Here is a 17,370-nt window from a genome sequence, read left to right as displayed (position 1 = left end):
TACTGGAGGAAAGCCCGTGCCACCCAAGCGCTCCGCCGAGCGGCATGCCGAGGTCCTCGACGCTGCCATTGAGCTGATCCGCCAGAAGGGCATCGACGGGACGAGCCTGCAGGACATCGCCGATGCGGTCGGTATCAAGAAGGGCAGCCTGAACACCTACTTCTCCTCCAAGGAGGAGCTGGTCGAGCTGATCCAGGCCAGATTCACCGAGGTGGCGGAGCGGGAGCTGCGCATCATCGGGGAGCGCACCGACCTGACACCCGATCAGCGGCTGCGTGAACTGCTCTATTTCCATGCCGAGCACTGCACCCTGCGGGTCTCCTCGCCGGTGCTGGTCGGCTTCATGCAGCTGTGGACCTCGTCCTCGTCGCCGGGTGGACGTCACCAGCCGTCTGTGGTGCGCGAGTACCAGCGCGTCTTCGAGGACGCTGTCGCGCAGTGTGCGCGTAAGCGCATCTTCCGGAAGATCGATCCCGTGCTCACCGTGAACGGGCTCATGGGCAGCATGAGCTGGTGTGCATTCTGGTACAACGAGGACGAGCACGGACCGTTGCGGCCGCTTGTGGACGAGATCATCGATATGGCCTTCGACGGCCTGCGCGCGAAGGGCTGACGCGCCACGGGCACGGGCGGTAGCCGACCGCCTGCGCCCGTGGCGTGTGCTGGCGGTCAGCGCTGCGCGAGGCGGGCGCCCGCGTCGAGTCGGATGACCTCGCCGTTGAGCATCTCGTTGGTGATCACCGCACAGGCCAGGTCGGCGAACTCGTCCGGGCGGCCCAGGCGTCGCGGGTGGGCCACCGCGGCCGTCAGCTGGTCCTGCAGGTCGGTTGGCAGGTCCGTGGTCAGTGTGGTCTCGAATGCGCCGGGGGCAATTGTGGCGCAGCGGATTCCGTACTGGGCGAGTTCGCGGGCGGCGGGGAGGGTCATGCCTGTGACGCCGGCTTTGGATGCCGAGTACGCCAGCTGGCCCTGCTGACCTTCGAACGCGGCGATGCTCGCGGTGGTGACGATCACGCCGTTTTCCGTGTCGGCCCGCTGGTTCTTGCTCATGTGCCAGGCGGCGGCGCGCAGGACGTGAAACGTTCCCCGCAGGTTGACGTCGATCACATGGTTGAACCGTTCGGGGGCGACCGGTCCTTGCTTGCCGATGAGTCGGAATCCTCCGGCGACGCCCGCGCAATGCACGACGATGTCGACCCGGCCGAAGGTGCGAACCGTGGTGTCGAATGCGGCGTCGACCTCGTCGGGGGAGATCACGTTCGCGGCGAGGGGGAGCCAGGTTTCGCTCGGGGTGCCGGGTGGGGCGGACAGGTCCAGCGCGGCGATCCGGGCGCCGCGTTGGGCGAGCATCTGCGCGGTGGCCTCTCCTAGTCCCGCCGCGGCTCCGGTGACCACGGCAACGGCTCCGGCGATCTGCATGTCATCCTCCTGTGTGATCCAAGCCTCAATCCGATCGGAATGTGATCTACGTCTTGTCCCGAGCGAGAATCGGCGTTACCCTTCCATTCGACAGGATAACAGCCGGTGCCTCGGAGGCGAGGCTCTCGATACCTGAAATCTATTGGCCTAGAGGTCAATCCAGTCCGTCACGGCGTGGCGTCGACAATGATGGAGGATCCGCATGCTGTCGCATGAAGACAATGAACTCCTGACCCGGGTAGACGGGGAAGCGCCGATGGGGGCGTACCTCCGCGAATACTGGACACCCGCAGTCCGCTCCCAGCGGTTGATCGCCGACGGCGCTCCCGTGCAGGTCCGACTCTTCGGCGAGGACTTCGTGGCCTTTCGCGCCACGGACGGCAGGGTCGGCTTCCTGGACGAGTCGTGCCCGCACCGGGGGGCCTCGCTCGCGCTGGCCCGGAACGAGGACTGTGCACTGCGGTGCATCTACCACGGCTGGAAGATCGACGTGTCGGGCACCGTTGTCGAGGTGCCGTCCGAGCCCGCCGATCGACTGGCGGACATGGCCGACAAGATCACGATCGGCAAATACCCCACCCGGGAGGCCGGCGGCGTGGTCTGGGTGTACCTCGGGGTGCACGACGACCCGCCCGAGTTCCCCCGGTTCCCGTTCGACAAGGTACCGGCCGACCACGTGCGGGCCCTGGTCGCCGAGACGCACTGCAACTGGCTGCAGGCAGTCGAGGGGACCCTGGACTCCTCACACGTGTCGATCCTGCACCAGGCCTGGTTGGGGCAGAGTACCGGCAGCCTGGGCAAGGCGGCGGAAGACTCCGCACCACGCTACGAATCCGACGAGACGGGTTACGGCATCCGCTTCGCCGCGATCCGGCACTCCGGCGACGACCAGCATGTGCGGGTGACCGAGTTCGTGATGCCCTGGATGGCCTACATCCCGACCGGCGACGAAGATCGGGTCGCCATCATCGGAACCCCCATCGACGACGAACACTCCCGCCAGTGGTTCATTCGGTGGAACGACGACCATCCGCTCACCGAGGACACCGACACCCACTTCTGGTACCGGGACCTGACGGGGGCGCCGGACGACTTCACCGAGCTGGTCCGGGGCAAGGGCAGCTGGGGGCAGGACCGCTCGCTCATGTCCGACGGACACTTCTCCGGCTTCACCAATCTCATTCTCGAAGATGTCGCGATCCAGGAGAGCCAGGGGCCGATCGTCGATCGCTCCAAGGAGAAGTTGGGCACCAGCGACATCGCGGTCGTGAAGACGCGCCGTCTGATGCTGGATTCCGTTCGAGCACACCAAGAGGACGGGACAGTGTTCGGTCGGAAGGATCCGCTCGCCCGGCCCGGCACCGCCGGCGTGGCGATAACGATCGAGACCACCGGCGACTGGCGTACCGCCGCGGCCGGCGAGGCCCGGTATGTCTAGCCCCGGCCGTGCCGGCTTCGCGGACTGGCAGGCGATCCGCGCCCTCACCGCAACCTACAACCGCTGTTTCGACAGGTCGGACGCGCAGGGTTGGGCGTCGACCTTCATCCCGTCCGGCCGCCTCGAGGTCGCCGGCGAGGGGGTCGCCTACGCGGGGCACGACGAACTCCGCGACTTCTGCTCGTCCCGGGGATGGGGGATCCTGCACATGACCCTCGACCCCGAGGTCACCGTCGACGGTGACCTCGGCGAGCAGCGCTGCAATCTCGTGATGTTCCGGCGGTACGAAAACCGGGAGCGGCCGACCCTGCTGGCGACGGGGCGGTACACGGACACCCTGATCCGAACCCCCGAAGGGTGGCGCTTCGAGTGCCGGGTCGTCGAGTTGGACAATCGGCTGGGCTACACACCGGAAGGGCCGAAATGACATACATACCGGGTCCTCACGGAAACTCCAGCCCCGACAGTGCGGCGTCACCGGTCGACGTCGTGGTGTTCGGCTCCGGCGCAGCGGGATTCGCAGCCGCGCTGGCCGCGGCCGAGGAAGGCGCCACCGTGCAGCTGTACGAAAAGTCGGAGGTGCTCGGCGGAACCACCGCGAAATCGGGCGGCGTCTACTGGATTCCCGACAACCACCTCATGCGAGAGCACGGCATCGAGGATCCCCAGGACCGCGCGGTCAGGTACATGGCACGGGTGAGCGCCCCCGAACGCTACCGCGCCGACGACGCACTGCTGGGGTTGTCCCACTGGGAATACGATCTGCTCACCGGCTACTACCGGATCGCCTCCGAGGCGGTGGAATTCCTCGACGGCATCGGGGCACTGCGGTCGACGATCGAGACGGCACTTCGGTTTCCCGACTACCACATGACCCTGCCCGAGCAAGGGGGCGTGTTCGGGCGGGCTCTGTGTCCCGCCGACGAACACGGACGCCCGGCGGGCGGCGACGAACTCATCGCCCAGTTGGCGGCGGCCGCCGCGCGCAGCGGTGTCCGGGTCGCCACCCGGCACGCCTTCGTGGGACTGGAGATCGACGACGGCCGGGTGGTCGGTGCGGTGGTGCGCGACCTCGAGGCCGAGCGTGACAGCACCATCCGTGCGGAACTGGGCGTCGTGCTCGCCGTCGGGGGCTTCACGCACGACGCCGAGCGCCGAGCCCGTCACCTACCCGCTCGGGTGTGGGGCGGATGCGCCGCGGGCACGAACACCGGGGATGCGCTCCCGGCGTTCGAGGCCCTGGGCGTGCCCCTGCACAACATGGACCGCGCCTGGTGGGACCAGGTCGCGATCGAGCACACCCGGGTGGGGGCGACCGAGACCCGCGCAGGAATGTGGGTCGCCCCGGGGGACTCGTCCCTGATCGTGGATCTCGACGGGCGACGGATCGTCAACGAGAAACAGTTCTACAGCGACCGGGCCAAGGTGCACCTCGGGCCCGACGCGCCGGAGCTGCTCGTGCTGGTCTTCGACGGCCGGACCGAGGAGCTGTTCTCGAGGGAGCCGTTCGCCTATCCGTTGGCGCTGCCCGGCGAGCCGCGGTCGCACCTCGTTTCGGGCGAGAGCTGGCAGGAGTTGACCGAGAATCTCGCCGACCGGCTGCACTCGCTCGCGGCGGTGACCGGCGGCGCCCGGCTCGGCGCCGACTTCGGGTCGAACCTGGTCGACACGGTTGCCCGTTTCAACGAGCTGGCGCGCGCGGGCGTCGATTCCGACCACGGCCGCGGGAGTGAACCGATCGAGGCGTTCTTCACCGGCGAACCGCGCGCCGGCGGCGGCCCGAATCCGGTGATGGCGCCGCTGCGCGGGCGGGGGCCGTACTTCGCGGTGCTGATCGGACTCGGGACGCTCGACACCAAGGGCGGCCCGCGGACGACTACCGACGGCCAGGTGCTCGGCGGTGACGGCGTCCCGGTGAAGGGCCTCTACGCCGCGGGGAACTGCGCGGCGTCGCCGTCCAACGACGGTTACTGGGCGGCCGGGGCGACGATCGGCCCGGCGTTGGCGTTCGGGTACAGCGCGGGGCGGCACCTGGCCTCCCGACGGGCCGTGGAGACCGACTCCCGGATGCGGGAAGTGTCGAGATGACCTTCATCATCGGCGCCGCGTGCATCGATGTCATGGACCGGTCCTGCCTGCAGGAGTGTCCGGTCGACAGCATCTACGAGGGTGCCCGCAAGCTGTACATCCACCCCGCCGAGTGCGTGGACTGCGGTGCCTGCGAGCCGGCCTGCCCGGTGGAGGCGATCGCCTCCGATCGCGACGAGGACGAGGACTTCGCACCGTTCGTCGCCGACGCCGTCGAGTTCTTCCACTCCGTGCTGCCGGGCCGGGTGAACCCGATCGGGTCGCCGGGCGGCGCGCGAAGCACCGGGCCGGTCGGAGTGGACAGCCGCTATGTGCGCGAGCTGCCCCCGGCCGGTTCCTTTACCTAGCCGCGGCGCGGAAGCCGCGGACCACCAGAAGGAGAGACAGCATGACCAAGGTGACAGTTGTCAGTGCGCACGGGCTGGACTGGGTGTGGCGGACCGGCGGAACGATTCTCAAGTACGTCCAGGCCGGGGCGGAGGTGACCGTCGTCTGCCTGTCGATGGGCGAGCGGGGCGAGTCGGCGTCGGCGTGGGCGGAGCCGAACCAGTCGGCGGAGCGGGTGCGGGCGATGCGGCTGGCCGAGGCGGAGAAGGCCGCGGCGGTGGCGGGGGTCGAACTGCGCACCTACGACTGGGGCGACTACCCGATGATCATCGATGACGAGCGGCGCCTGGAGATGGTGCGGCTGCTGCGCGAGCTCCGTCCGGATGTCGTGCTCACGCACGGTCGCCGCGACCCCAACAATCCGGATCACGTGGCCACCGCCCGCGTGGTCGAGGACGCCGCGATCTGGGCCCGGGCCCACGGTCGCCTGCCGGAGTCGGAGCGGTTCGTCGTTCGGCAGATCCACGGTTACGAACCGGAGTTCCCGGAGTTCTGCGACTTCCAGCCGGACACCTACATCGATATCAGCGATGTCGCCGAGCAGAAGCTCGAGATGATGCAGTGCTCGCAGGTACAGCAGTTCATGATCGAGGTCTACGAGCAGCGGGCGCGCTATCGGGCGATCATGGCCGGGCTGCTGCTCGATCGCAAGGTCACCCACGCCGAGGCCTTCGAACGTTTCCTGCCCGCCGCGGGAGGGTTGTTCTGATGGACAACTTGCCCGTCAGCCCGTCAATCGTCGACCGTGTGGACCGGCGCGTCGGCGCGCACGCGGCGGAGTTCGCCGAACTCGGCGTCGCGACGGTGCACGAATCACAGGGGCGCAGCGGGCTCATGGATCCCGCGATCAAGCCGCTTGTGGCTGGCTCCCGCGTCGCGGGACCCGCGGTGACGTGCCTGAACCATCCCGGGGACAACCTGATGTTGTTGGCCGCGCTCGACCTGTGCCGGGAGGGGGATGTCCTGGTCGTCGGGAACTTGGCGCCGTCCACCGCCGGCATGGTCGGTGAGATCATCGGCAGCATCCTGGTGGCCCGCGGGGCCGCGGGTCTGGTGGTGGACGGGGGCGTGCGCGACATCCGTGACCTCCGCCGGCTGCCGTTGCCGGTGTGGACCAGGACCGTGTCGGCGATGGGGACCACCAAGGGCGGCCCGGGGTGGGTCAACACCGCGGTCGTCGCCGGCGGGACAACTGTGCGGCCGGGGGACCTGGTGGTTGCCGACGACGACGGTGTCGTGGTGGTTCCCCGCGAGTCGGCCGACGAGGTCTTGGCCCGTGCCCGGGACCGGGCCGAGCGGGAGTCGCTGCTGCTCAAGGACATTGCGGCCGGTCGGTGGCCCGGGTTGTCGCCGGAGTTGCGCGAGCAGCTGCGCAGGCTCGGCGTCACGCGGATCCCCGGCCCGCACTAGGACAATCACTCCCGAGAGGTGTACTCATGCGTTTGTGTTCGTTCCTGTCCGGGGAGTTCGCGCACGCCGGTGTCGTCGGCGTCGATGATTCCGTCCTCGACGTGACCCGGATCGTCGAGGCCCGAGGTGACGATCTCCCGCGGACGGTGGCGGGGTGGGTCGAACTCGGCTCCGCCGGGATCGACCGGCTGCGTCGGCTGTGTGCGGAGTCGTCCTCGGAGCATGTCGTCGGCGACGTCCGTGATCTCACGCTGCTGGCGCCGATGAGGCGACTGGCGCGCAACGTGATCTGTGTCGGTGCCAACTATCGGGAGCACATCGAGGAGTCCGTGCGTGCCGTGGGAGAGATCGACGTGCCGGACGCGCCCGTGTATTTCACGAAGGACGTGCGCAGCGTGTGCGGCCCGTTCGAGGACATCAGCTGGGACCCGGCGGTGAGCACGCAGCTCGACTGGGAGGTGGAGCTGGCCGTCGTGATCGGGCGGGCGGGCCGCAACATCCGGCCGGCGGACGCGCTCGGACACGTCTTCGGTTATGCCGTGTTCAACGATGTCAGCGCCCGGGACGTCCAGCTTTCCCGGAATCAGTGGTGGAAGGGCAAGAGCATCGAGGGTTCGTCGCCGTTCGGTCCTTTCCTGGTGACGAGCGACGAGATCGCCGATCCGCAGGATCTCGAGCTCACGTGCTGTGTCGACGGCGTGGAGATGCAACGTTCCACGACCAAGCTGATGATCCACGATGTCGCGGCCCTGATTGCGGATCTGAGCCGGACGTTGACGCTCGAGCCCGGGGACGTCATCAGTACCGGGACCCCGGCCGGGGTCGGATTGGCCCGTATCCCCCCACAGTGGCTTGTACCCGGGTCCGTTCTCGAGAGTGAGATCACCGGGCTGGGCCGACAGTGCAACCGCGTCGTCGAAGCTGGAGTGTGAGATCACATGGCAAATCTCGTCGGTGTTTTCGGTACCTCTCACAGTCCCGCGTTGATCACTCCGGTGTCCGACTGGCCGGCGCTGGAGCCGAACATCGCGCGCCCGGGGCTGGACCGCCTCGTCGGTGACGTGCGTGACCTCTGGGACGCGCACGAGGCGCGCTTCGACGCCGCCACGGCGACGCTGCGCGCGGCTGTTCTCGCGGTGGAGCCGGATGTGCTCCTGATCGTAGGCAGTGACCAGGGCGAGAACTTCGGTCCGCGGTCCGCGCCCGTGTTCGAGATGTATCTCGCCGAGCATCTCGACGCGAGCGCGGCGAACCGGCGCGACGAGGGACCCGATCAGTTTCGGATCTCCGTTCCGATCGCTCGAGATCTCGGGATCGATGTTCTGAAGTACCTGTGTCACAATGGTTTTGACATCGCTCACACCTCGGAGACGGTCGACGAGTACGGTATCGGGCATGCGGTGACCTGGCCGATGCGCTTTCTCGATCTGGTCGATTCCGGGCTCGCATTGTTGCCGGTGGTGACCAACGTGTGGAATCCGCCGAACGTGCCGAGTGTGGAGCGGTGCGTGACCTTCGGTCGGGCACTGCGCGCGGCGATCGAGGCGGCCCCCGCGCAAGCCCGGGTCGCGGTGCTCGCGTCCGGTGGGCTGAGCCACCTCGTGCTCGACGAGGAGCTGGATGCTCGGGTCTTGGCCGTGCTGCGCTCGGACGACGTCGGCCTGTGGGGGAGTATCGGGGACGACGAGCTCCGACTTGCCCACGCCAAGCACGGCCTGCCACTGCGCCTCAACGGCACGGCGGAGATCACCGACTGGATCATCGCCGACGCCTGCGCGCAGGCTCCCGCCGACATCATCGACTACGTGCCGGCGTACCGCACCCGATCCGGGTACGGGGTCGGCATGTGTTTTGCCCGGTGGAACCTGCGGACCTGATCCGCACCACGGCGTAATCCTTCGGCGGACTCCATGCTCGCAGCCTCGGCCGAGGAAGACGTCGGGCGCCAGGCGCCCGCTACGGCCCTGTTCCCGGATCGTCGTCGAGCCGCCGACGACGAACATCGGGATGCGCACCGAGAACCCATACGCACACTTTCCACGCTCTGCTCGCCGAGGTCGTCGTCGCACGCACCCTGGGGCGGGACGAGCACACACCTCGCACAACACCAGCTGTCACACGTCGACGCGGGCGCCGCCCGCCTGAATGTCAACTGTCCCATCAGAAAGGACTCACCCATGTCACTGAACGGATATCACGGCTCCGACGACGACATCCTGATCGAGATCGAGAACCGCATCGCGTGGATCACCTTCAACCGTCCGGAGGCGTTGAACGCGTTCGGGCCGGCCCAGTTCCACCGTCTCGCCGACCTGCTCGACGGCGTCTCGGTGAACCCCGATGTCGGCGTCGTGGTGCTGACCGGCAACGGGCGCGCCTTCTCGGCCGGTGGCGACGTGCGGGAGTTCACCAAGAAGGGCCTGGTCGACACCGGGGTGTATGCCCTGCGCGCGATGACCTCCATTCGATCCTGCCGCAAGCCCGTGATCGCGATGGTCAACGGGATCGCGGTCGGCGGCGGTAACGAGCTGGTCATCGCGGCCGACCTCGCCATCGCGGCGCGCAGTGCTCGGCTGGGTCAGGCCGGCACGATGATCGGCGCGTGTCCCGTGCTGGGCGGTACGAATGTCCTGCCCCTCCAGATCGGAGAGAAGCGCGCGAAGCAGATCGTCTTCTTCAGCGAGAAGGTCCCGGCCGAGCAGGCGTTCGAATGGGGTTGGGTCAACGCGGTCGTCGACGACGCCGACCTGAAGTCGGCGACCCGCGAGTGGGCCGAGCGGTTGCTTGCGCTGCATCCGCAGTCGCTCCAGATCGCGAAGGCGGGCAGCAACGTGTGGTGGAATTACTCCTACGACACGATGGTCAATGGCCTGGACATGATTGCGATGGGTGTGCCGGCCGAATCCGTCGACGAGGGACGAGACGCCTTCCTGGCCAAGCGTCCGGCGGACTACTCACCCTGGCACTGATCTCCCGCCTTCTCCCGTCGTTACACCCCCGTCGCACGGAAATGGGTACGGTGCATGACCGGTGTGCGATCTCGATGCTGATCCAGGCGCTGCCGGCGGCCGTGCACTCCCTTGCTCCCGCGGTCTTTCCGGCCGGACTGCGGGGCATCGGGAACAGTACGGGGCAACCGCATCGGCTGAATCGCCGGAATAGCTGCAGGACATCGCTGCCGACGTCGAGCAGGGAGGCCGGTTCGCTGACAAGTGCGACGTGGTGCGCGGGATTGTCACGATGGCGGTGGCCGGCGCCGAGTGGACCGGACGCCGGAGGATGCGGGTGGGCCCCGGATTCGACGACGTCACATCGATCGGATCGGCCGACGCTACGTCGAGCCGGCCTCCGGCTGGGGCATCGGCTATCCGGAGTCGTTCGATCCGGGCCTCGTCCGGAGGGGTGTTGCCCCGTGGATCGGCCGGTCCTGCGCACCTACACGATCCGTTCCGTCCACCCGCGTCCTCGCGTCCTGGCTGTCGGGTGCGGCTGCGGCGCGGCACTGAACCGGGCGGAGACCGCGGGCATATCCGGAATCTCGCTGTGCGACCTGATCACTCGGATCAACGGGTGCTGTGGGCCGGTCCGGTGTGCCTGACCGCGCCGGCGCTCGAGCGCACTCACCGAGACCCGTTCGCCGAGAGTGGGCCTGACGGCAGGCGTTGGTGGCGCCGAAGCCGGATGCGGGGATGCGGAAAACGCGCCTCGGGTCTTGCCCGGCAGCATGCCGCTGGTGCGGTGGTCCGCGGTCGACTCGGTTCGCGCCCGTCGGATTGGTGAGGCAGCTCACATTTTTTCATTGACCTTCCGATCGGAAGGCCTTAATCTCGGATCCATCGCCCGAATCCGGGGCACACCATTCACCGGCTACCGGCCTTACCCAATTTGGGGGAGCAGTGGACACAAGCAACAGCGATTACAACAACCGCTATGTCGCCACCCTTCATGATCCCGACACGATCCACCGCGAGATGCGGGCCAGGTGTCCCGTCCAGCACAGCGAGACCCACGGCGGATTCTGGGCGTTGACCCGCTACCAGGAGGTCGACGCGGCCACCCGGGACACCGAGCGGTTCTCCTCCCTGCCGACCATCACGTTGCCGTCCGTCGGCGCGCCCCGACCGTTCATTCCGATGGAGTCCGATCCGCCGCAACACTCCAAATACCGCTCACTTCTCAACGTCGTCTTCAATGCCCGCCGGTTCGCGGAACTCGAGGGCGAAATCCGCAAGCACGCCGTCGAGCTGATCGAACGCTTCACCGCCGCCGGTGAAGCCGACCTGGCGCGGGACCTGGCGTTCCCGCTGACGACGCGGGTGATCACCTGGCTGCTGGGTATCCCCGACGAGGACGTCTCCCGGTTCAGTGACTGGTCTCTCGGGCTGGTCTCCGTCGCCTCGCCGGAGGAGGGCCTTGCACTGCAGATGGAGATCCGCGACTACTACGTCCGCCACATCGCCGCCCGTCGAGAGAATCCGACCACAGACCTTGCCAGCCATCTGCTTTCGTCGACCATCGACGACCGCGCGGTCACCGAGGAGGAAGTTCTCGACATCTACCTCTCCCTGACCGGGGCCGGCGGCGAAACTACCGCAGCGGCAGCCAACCACATCTTCACCCTGATCGATCGTCACCCCGATCTCCGCTCACAACTGCAGGCCCACCCCGAGATGCTGACCTCGGCAGTCGAGGAGTTCCTGCGCTACATCACCCCGGTTCCCGGCTTCGCGCGCACGACCACGTGCCCGGTCGAGGTTGCCGGGACGGTAATCCCGGAGGGTGAACGCGTGTGGTTGTCGTGGCTGTCCGCCAATCACGACGAGGCGGCCTTCGACGAGCCGGCCCAGATCCTCCTGGATCGAAGGCCGAACCGGCATCTCGCATTCGGAGCGGGCGTGCACCGGTGCCCGGGCGCGCCGCTGGCCCGGATCGAACTGCGCATCATGGTCGAGGAAATCCTTGCCCGCATTCCGGACTACCGGCTGGCGGATCCGAGCGCCGTTCAGATATCGGAGGGGCAGACGCGGATCATCCGCTCCCTGCCGATCGTCTTCACGCCGCAGCGCTGACCCCCACCGGTGCACGTCGCCGGGCGCCCGGCATCCATCCCACCACGCTCAGGAGGTTCATGTGAGAGCCGCAGTCAGCCGCAGAGTCGGCCAGATCGAGATCGAGGAGCTGCCGGATCCCCGGCCCCGGGCCGGGGAGGTGCGCGTTCGCCTGGTGAGTTCGGGCATCTGCCACACCGACGTCTCGGTCCTGGCCGGGCATCTGCCGTCACCGCGCCCGATCGTCCTCGGCCACGAGGGAGCGGGCATCGTCGACGAGGTCGGACCGGGCGTCGAGCAACTCGCGGTCGGAGACCACGTGCTCTGCTCGATCATCACCTCATGCCACGCGTGCTACCAGTGTCTGCGAGGCGAGTACGCGCTCTGCGAACGCGCCGTCGGCTTCTCCGGCACCATGCTCGACGGCACCACCAGGTTGCGATCGCGCGACGAGGACGTGCACACCCTCTTCTGCCAGGGTTCGTTCGCCGAGTATGCGGTGGTGCCGGCATCGGCGGCGGTGAAGATCCGACCCGACGCGCCGCTCGAGAAGCTCGCCGGCCTGGGCTGCGCGTGGTCGACGGGCCTGGGGGCGGCGATCGTCCGCGCGGAAGTGCGACCCGGCAGCAACGTCGTCGTGATCGGCGCCGGCGGCGTCGGCCTCGCCGCGATGATGGGTGCGCGGGCGATGGGTGCGACCTCTGTCATCGCCGTGGATCTCGCCGAGCACAAGCTCGCGCGGGCTCGCGAACTCGGTCTCGCCTCGCACACGATCTCCGTATCGGGACCGGAGGCCGTTGCAGCCATCCGCGACCTCACCGACGGCAGGGGCGCGGATTACGGATTCGACGCGGTAGGCGCGCAGGGAACGCTGGAGACGGCGCTGCAGGGCATCCGGCCCGGCGGGCTCGCAGTGGCCATCGGTGTCATGGATGCGTCGGTGACCGTCACGTCCGACCTGTTCGCGTTCCTGATGCAGAAGCAACTGACGGGTACGTACGCAGGTTCGATCATTCCGCAGCGCGACATCCCCGCGTTCGTCGACCTCTACATGGACGGCCGACTGCCGCTGGACTCGGTCATCGACGCGACCTACGGGCTCGACGACGTCCCCAAGGCCCTCGGCCAACTGGCCGCCAACGAGATCACGAAGGGCGTGGTGTTGCTGTGAACGGACTCGACATGCAGATGTACGTCGACGGCCGGTGGCGCGACGCGACGTCCGGCGGACGGATCGACGTGGTCAACCCCGCCCGCGTCACGGAACTCGCGGGGTCGATCCCCGACGGGGCACCTGCCGACGTCGACCTCGCCGTCGCCGCCGCAAAGGCGGCGCAGCGCGACTGGGCGCGGCTACCGCTCGTCGAGCGGGCCGCCATGGTGGCCGATGCCGGTGCGCGACTGACGGCGATCGACCCCTCGGGCCCGGAGGTCCTGACCCGCGAGATGGGCAAGATCCTGGCGGAATCGATCATGGACTTCCAGTCCCCGCCATGGGGGTGGAAGCACTATCTCGACAACCTCGACGATCTGGCCGCGATCTTGACGGACAGCCGCGTCGACGACACCGGGCGGCTCGAGGTCAGGCGCCGACCGGTCGGGGTCGTGGGGACGATCGTCCCGTGGAACTGGCCGATCGCGCTGCTCGGCGTCAAACTGGGTCCGGCTCTGCTCGCGGGTAACACGATCGTCGCCGTACCGTCCCCGTTCGCCTCGCTGGGGGTTCTCAAGGCGATCGAGGCGATCGGTGCGGCGCTGCCCGCCGGCGTGGTGAACGTCGTCACCGGGACCGGCGACCGGGTGGGGGCCGCGTTGAGTGCGCATTCCGACGTCGACATGATCGCGTTCACCGGTGGGCCCGAGGCCGGCCGGGCGGTCGCCCAGGCCCTCGGGTCGCGGCTGCGCCGGGGCGTGTTCGAGTTGGGTGGCAACGATCCTGCCGTGCTGCTCGACGACGTGGTCGTCGACGACGAGCTGATCCGGAAGCTGGTTTCGGCTTTCACCGTCACCTCCGGGCAGGTCTGCTTCGCAGTCAAGCGGCTGTACGTGCACGAGACGCTGCTCGAGGAGGTGACCTCCCGTCTCGGCGAGGCACTGCAGGAGTTCGTGGTCGGTGACGGGCTGGATCCTGAGGTGACGATGGGTCCGCTCGCCAACGAGCGACAGTTCAAGCGGTTCACCGCTCTGCTCGCGGAGGCGGAATCCTCTGGTGCCCAAGTGAAGTCCTTTGGCCGTGCGCGCGACACGGCGTCGTGGGAGGGCGGGTACTTCCACCTGCCGACACTGGTGACGGGCGTCGCGGCGCAGGAGCGCATCGTCACCGAGGAACAATTCGGACCTGCGCTGCCGATCCTCGGTTTCCGAACCGAGAGCGAGGCGATCTCGCTCGTGAACTCGACCCCGTACGGTCTGACCTCCAGCATCTGGACGGCGGATCCGAGCCGCGCCTGGAACATGGCCGGCGAGATCGATGCAGGCGTGACCTTCATCAACAAGCACGGCATGGCAGCGTTCGATCCGGGCGCGCCGTTCGGCGGGGTGAAGGCCAGTGGCTACGGGCGCGAGATGGGCATGGACGGCCTGCTGGAGTTCACCTGGACCCAGCAGATCAGCGATCGACAGATCCTCGGATAGACCCGCGCCCGGACGGGCACGGCGGCGCCGGGGCGTTCGGTCCGGCGCCGCCGCAACCGACCCGATCCTGGCGGCTTTCGGATTATGAACGACGAACACATTCGAACGGATGACATGGCATGGCACACTCTGACCTCGACGCTGATCCGCAACGGATGTACGAGCTGTTGGTGCAGCAGGTGACGTGGGAGGCGGACGGCGTCGTCTCGATCCGGCTGATCGATACGAACGGCTCCGAGCTGCCGGCGTGGGCGCCCGGTGCCCACCTGGACCTCATCCTGCCCTCGGGCAAGGTGCGGCAGTACTCGCTGTGCGGGGATCCCGACGACCGCGCTGTCTACACGGTGGCGGTGCTGCGCGAGGAGCACGGCCGCGGTGGCTCACGGGAGCTCCACGACAGCGTGCTGGTCGGCCGGACGATGTCGGTGCGCGGACCGCGCAACCACTTTCCCCTGGTCGACGCCCCCTCCTACCTGTTCGTGGCCGGGGGTATCGGCATCACGCCGATGCTCGCGATGGTCCGCGAGGTGCGGCGCCGGGGGGTGCCGTGGCGACTGGTCTACGGCGGGCGCAGCCGGTCGTCGATGGCCTTCCTCGGCGAACTGGACCGCATCGGTGGGGGGAACGTCGACGTCGTCCCCCAAGACTCGCACGGGATGCTCGATCTGGACGCGGCGCTCGCCGCGGTCCCTGGCGACTGCGTCGTCTACTGCTGTGGGCCCGAGGGTCTGATCCGGGCGACCGAGGAGCAGGTCGATTCCCGATTCGCGCCGGACGCCCTGCATGTTGAGCGCTTCGGTGCGGCGTCGAGCAGTCAGTGCAGCGAGAGGCCCCCGGCCGAGAGCGCCGGCACGGGGTTCGAGGTCGAACTGCGTCGTACCGGCGCGGTGTTGGACGTGCCGCCCGATCGAACTCTGCTCGACGTTGTCCGGGACTCTGTCCCGGACTTCCTGTCCGATTGTGAGGAGGGCTTCTGCGGAGCCTGCGAGGTGCGGGTACTCGCGGGCGAGCCCGAGCACCACGACCTACTGCTGTCCGACCGCGAGCGCGAATGCGGTGACCGGATGATGATCTGCGTGGGTCGCTCGAGGTCCCCGCGTCTGGTCCTCGACCTGTAGTTCGCCGCGCCCCTACAGATGGGAATAATCTTGGAATCCATAACATTTCCGGCGGTCGGCCGCCCGCGTGGCGCGGCGGGAGACTTCCGGTACGACGCAGGGGCGACGGCGCCCGCACCCGCCCGGGTGCGGCCACTCGACGAGATCGTGCGTGAGGTGGTGGAGCCGGGAGACCAGATCCATTTCCCGTGGCTCTCGACGCGCGCGTACGCGTCGCTGTTCGAGGTGCTCCGGCAGGTCAGATCGGGCCGACTGCGCGGGCTGACCGTCATCTCCGCGTCGCTGCGTGCGGAGGTCGCCCTCCTCGTCGCCTCCGGCGGAGTGGACCGGCTCGTCACCGCGTTCGCCGCCACCACGTATCCGGCGGTGCGGCCGAACACGATCCTGGCGCAGGCCATCCGGGACGGCGCGCTCGTCGTCGAGGAGTGGTCCATCCTGGCGTTGATCCAGCGGGTGCTCGCCGGCGCGCTCGGATGGCCGTTCGTGCCCGCGACGACGATGGACGGCACAGACCTGCCCGTCGTGCCCGGATCGCGGCCCGTCCGCAACATTGTCAATCCCTTCGATGAGTCGGACTGCTCGGTGATGCCGGCCCTGCGTCCGGATGTGGCGCTGATCCATTGCCCGGTCGCGGACTGGCACGGCAACGGCGTGGTGTTCCCGCCGTTCGCGGAAGACCTCCACACCGTCTATGCGGCGCGCAAGGGCGTCATCCTGACGGCCGACCACATCGTGTCGCCGGCTGATCTGCGGCGGTGGGCGGGCCACGTGAGGGTCCCTGCGGCCTGCGTTCGCGGGGTCGCGCACGTCCCGTTCGGGGCGCACCCCTCGGCTTCCCCGGTCCCGATTCGGGTAGAGGGCGCCGCCGGGTACGGCGAGGATTACCGGTTTCTTGCCGACCTGGGGTGCCTGCGGACCTTCGAGGAGGCGGAGGAGTTCAGCCGGCGCTGGATCGACGTGCCGACCCGCGCACACTACCTCGGCGAACTCGGTCGTGAGCGCATCGAGCACCTGATCGCGATGGACCTCGACGAGTCCTGGCGGATTGACGAACTCGATGCCGAACAGACCCGCGCGGAGACCGGCTCGGTGACCCTGGGCGAACGCCTCGCCGTCTCGGGTGCCCGCGCCATGGCGAACCTGGCGCGCGCGTCCGGCACCCGGACCGTGGTGGCGGGCGCCGGCGTGTCGCACCTCGCCGCTGCGCTGGGCCGGGTGACACTGCTGGACGACGAGCACGTCGTCGACCTGGTCTTCGAGAGCGGGGTGCTCGGCTATATCCCGAGACCGCACGACGCGACGCTCTCGAACACCCGCAACCTCCCCACCGCGCGTCACCTCAGCAGCGCGCTGGAGGTGCTTGGCATGCTGCTGCCGGCCACCCCGGACACCACGATCGCGGTGCTGTCGGCCGGGGTACTCGACAGCGATGGGAATGCCAACAGTAATCGCACGCCGTCCGGACAGTTCCTTGTCGGCGGCGGGGGGAGCACCGACATTGCGTCGCGGGTTCCGACGGTCGCCGTCGTCGCGGCCGACTCTCGAAAATTCGTGGGCATGGCCGATTTCACCAGCTATCACGGAGCGAATGTCGCGGTGATCGCCACCGACGTCGGGCATCTGAGTAAGTGCGACGGCGAGTACGTGCTGTCGGCGTGGTTCAAGGATGCCGCCGCCGGGGCCGACGAGGCGCTGGCCCGCGTGCGCGCGGCGACCGGATGGGATGTGCGGCTCGCGCCCGACGTCGAGCAGCTGGCGGCGCCGTGCACCGCGGAACTCGAATACCTCAGGGCCATCGACCCGGAGGGCAACCTGATCGGATGAGCGC

At 68.3% G+C, this 17,370-nt stretch carries 16 protein-coding genes; 15 read left to right on the top strand and 1 reads right to left on the bottom strand.

All coding sequences use genetic code 11. The features are described 5' to 3' along the window. Positions 1 to 16 precede the first annotated feature (16 nt). The gene (locus ISO16_RS11390; protein WP_065922146.1) at positions 17 to 613 is read left to right on the top strand and encodes a TetR/AcrR family transcriptional regulator; all 597 of its coding nucleotides are present in this window, start codon (positions 17 to 19) and stop codon (positions 611 to 613) included. 56 nt (positions 614 to 669) lie between these two features. On the opposite strand, the gene ISO16_RS11385 is transcribed toward ISO16_RS11390, so the two are convergent. Then, positions 670 to 1,419, bottom strand: coding sequence for an SDR family NAD(P)-dependent oxidoreductase (locus ISO16_RS11385; RefSeq protein ID WP_065922147.1), 750 nt, complete (start codon positions 1,417 to 1,419; stop codon positions 670 to 672). 256 nt (positions 1,420 to 1,675) lie between these two features. Between ISO16_RS11385 and ISO16_RS11380 the strand changes: the two genes are divergently transcribed. From ISO16_RS11380 to ISO16_RS11315, 14 genes are all read left to right on the top strand, one after another. After that, entirely contained in the window at positions 1,676 to 2,857 is a 1,182-nt protein-coding gene (locus ISO16_RS11380) for a Rieske 2Fe-2S domain-containing protein (RefSeq protein WP_075288570.1), read from the top strand. After that, positions 2,850 to 3,284 (top strand): nuclear transport factor 2 family protein, encoded by a 435-nt coding sequence (locus tag ISO16_RS11375; RefSeq protein WP_072636049.1) that lies wholly within the window; start codon positions 2,850 to 2,852, stop codon positions 3,282 to 3,284. The genes ISO16_RS11380 and ISO16_RS11375 overlap by 8 nt, the downstream gene beginning before the upstream one ends. Next, positions 3,281 to 4,945: an FAD-dependent oxidoreductase gene (locus tag ISO16_RS11370; protein ID WP_083662314.1), complete on the top strand. Its 1,665-nt coding sequence runs from the start codon at positions 3,281 to 3,283 to the stop codon at positions 4,943 to 4,945. Before ISO16_RS11375 ends, ISO16_RS11370 begins: the two co-directional genes overlap by 4 nt. Beyond that, positions 4,942 to 5,292, top strand: coding sequence for a ferredoxin (gene fdxA / locus ISO16_RS11365; RefSeq protein WP_072636048.1), 351 nt, complete (start codon positions 4,942 to 4,944; stop codon positions 5,290 to 5,292). Before ISO16_RS11370 ends, fdxA begins: the two co-directional genes overlap by 4 nt. A gap of 41 nt (positions 5,293 to 5,333) precedes the next feature. Then, the gene (locus ISO16_RS11360) at positions 5,334 to 6,041 is read left to right on the top strand and encodes a PIG-L deacetylase family protein (RefSeq protein ID WP_065922151.1); all 708 of its coding nucleotides are present in this window, start codon (positions 5,334 to 5,336) and stop codon (positions 6,039 to 6,041) included. Further along, positions 6,041 to 6,742 (top strand): 4-carboxy-4-hydroxy-2-oxoadipate aldolase/oxaloacetate decarboxylase, encoded by a 702-nt coding sequence (locus ISO16_RS11355; protein WP_072636047.1) that lies wholly within the window; start codon positions 6,041 to 6,043, stop codon positions 6,740 to 6,742. The genes ISO16_RS11360 and ISO16_RS11355 overlap by 1 nt, the downstream gene beginning before the upstream one ends. Positions 6,743 to 6,768: 26 nt before the next feature. Continuing rightward, positions 6,769 to 7,674 carry a fumarylacetoacetate hydrolase family protein gene (locus ISO16_RS11350; RefSeq protein ID WP_072636046.1) on the top strand — a complete coding sequence of 302 codons (906 nt, stop codon included), beginning with the start codon at positions 6,769 to 6,771 and terminating at the stop codon, positions 7,672 to 7,674. A 51-nt stretch (positions 7,675 to 7,725) separates the two neighbouring features. Beyond that, on the top strand, positions 7,726 to 8,619 hold the full coding sequence (locus tag ISO16_RS11345; RefSeq protein WP_170913977.1) for a hypothetical protein: 894 nt from the start codon (positions 7,726 to 7,728) through the stop codon (positions 8,617 to 8,619). Positions 8,620 to 8,919: 300 nt separating this feature from the next. Further along, on the top strand, positions 8,920 to 9,711 hold the full coding sequence (locus ISO16_RS11340) for an enoyl-CoA hydratase/isomerase family protein (protein WP_072636044.1): 792 nt from the start codon (positions 8,920 to 8,922) through the stop codon (positions 9,709 to 9,711). A gap of 927 nt (positions 9,712 to 10,638) precedes the next feature. Further along, complete coding sequence (locus tag ISO16_RS11335; protein ID WP_072636043.1) at positions 10,639 to 11,811, top strand: cytochrome P450; 1,173 nt, start codon at positions 10,639 to 10,641, stop codon at positions 11,809 to 11,811. Positions 11,812 to 11,872: 61 nt separating this feature from the next. Then, positions 11,873 to 12,961 (top strand): alcohol dehydrogenase catalytic domain-containing protein, encoded by a 1,089-nt coding sequence (locus tag ISO16_RS11330; protein WP_072636042.1) that lies wholly within the window; start codon positions 11,873 to 11,875, stop codon positions 12,959 to 12,961. Next, positions 12,958 to 14,424 (top strand): aldehyde dehydrogenase family protein, encoded by a 1,467-nt coding sequence (locus tag ISO16_RS11325; RefSeq protein WP_083662312.1) that lies wholly within the window; start codon positions 12,958 to 12,960, stop codon positions 14,422 to 14,424. The genes ISO16_RS11330 and ISO16_RS11325 overlap by 4 nt, the downstream gene beginning before the upstream one ends. A gap of 119 nt (positions 14,425 to 14,543) precedes the next feature. Continuing rightward, positions 14,544 to 15,542 (top strand): PDR/VanB family oxidoreductase, encoded by a 999-nt coding sequence (locus tag ISO16_RS11320; protein ID WP_072636041.1) that lies wholly within the window; start codon positions 14,544 to 14,546, stop codon positions 15,540 to 15,542. A gap of 18 nt (positions 15,543 to 15,560) precedes the next feature. Continuing rightward, positions 15,561 to 17,366 (top strand): CoA-transferase, encoded by a 1,806-nt coding sequence (locus ISO16_RS11315; RefSeq protein ID WP_083662311.1) that lies wholly within the window; start codon positions 15,561 to 15,563, stop codon positions 17,364 to 17,366. Positions 17,367 to 17,370: the final 4 nt, after the last annotated feature.

Source organism: Rhodococcus sp. M8, from assembly GCF_015654185.1.
Taxonomy (GTDB): domain Bacteria; phylum Actinomycetota; class Actinomycetes; order Mycobacteriales; family Mycobacteriaceae; genus Rhodococcus; species Rhodococcus aetherivorans.
The sequence above is the reverse complement of the archived record's forward strand: the minus strand, read 5'-3'. Positions and strand labels throughout refer to the sequence as shown.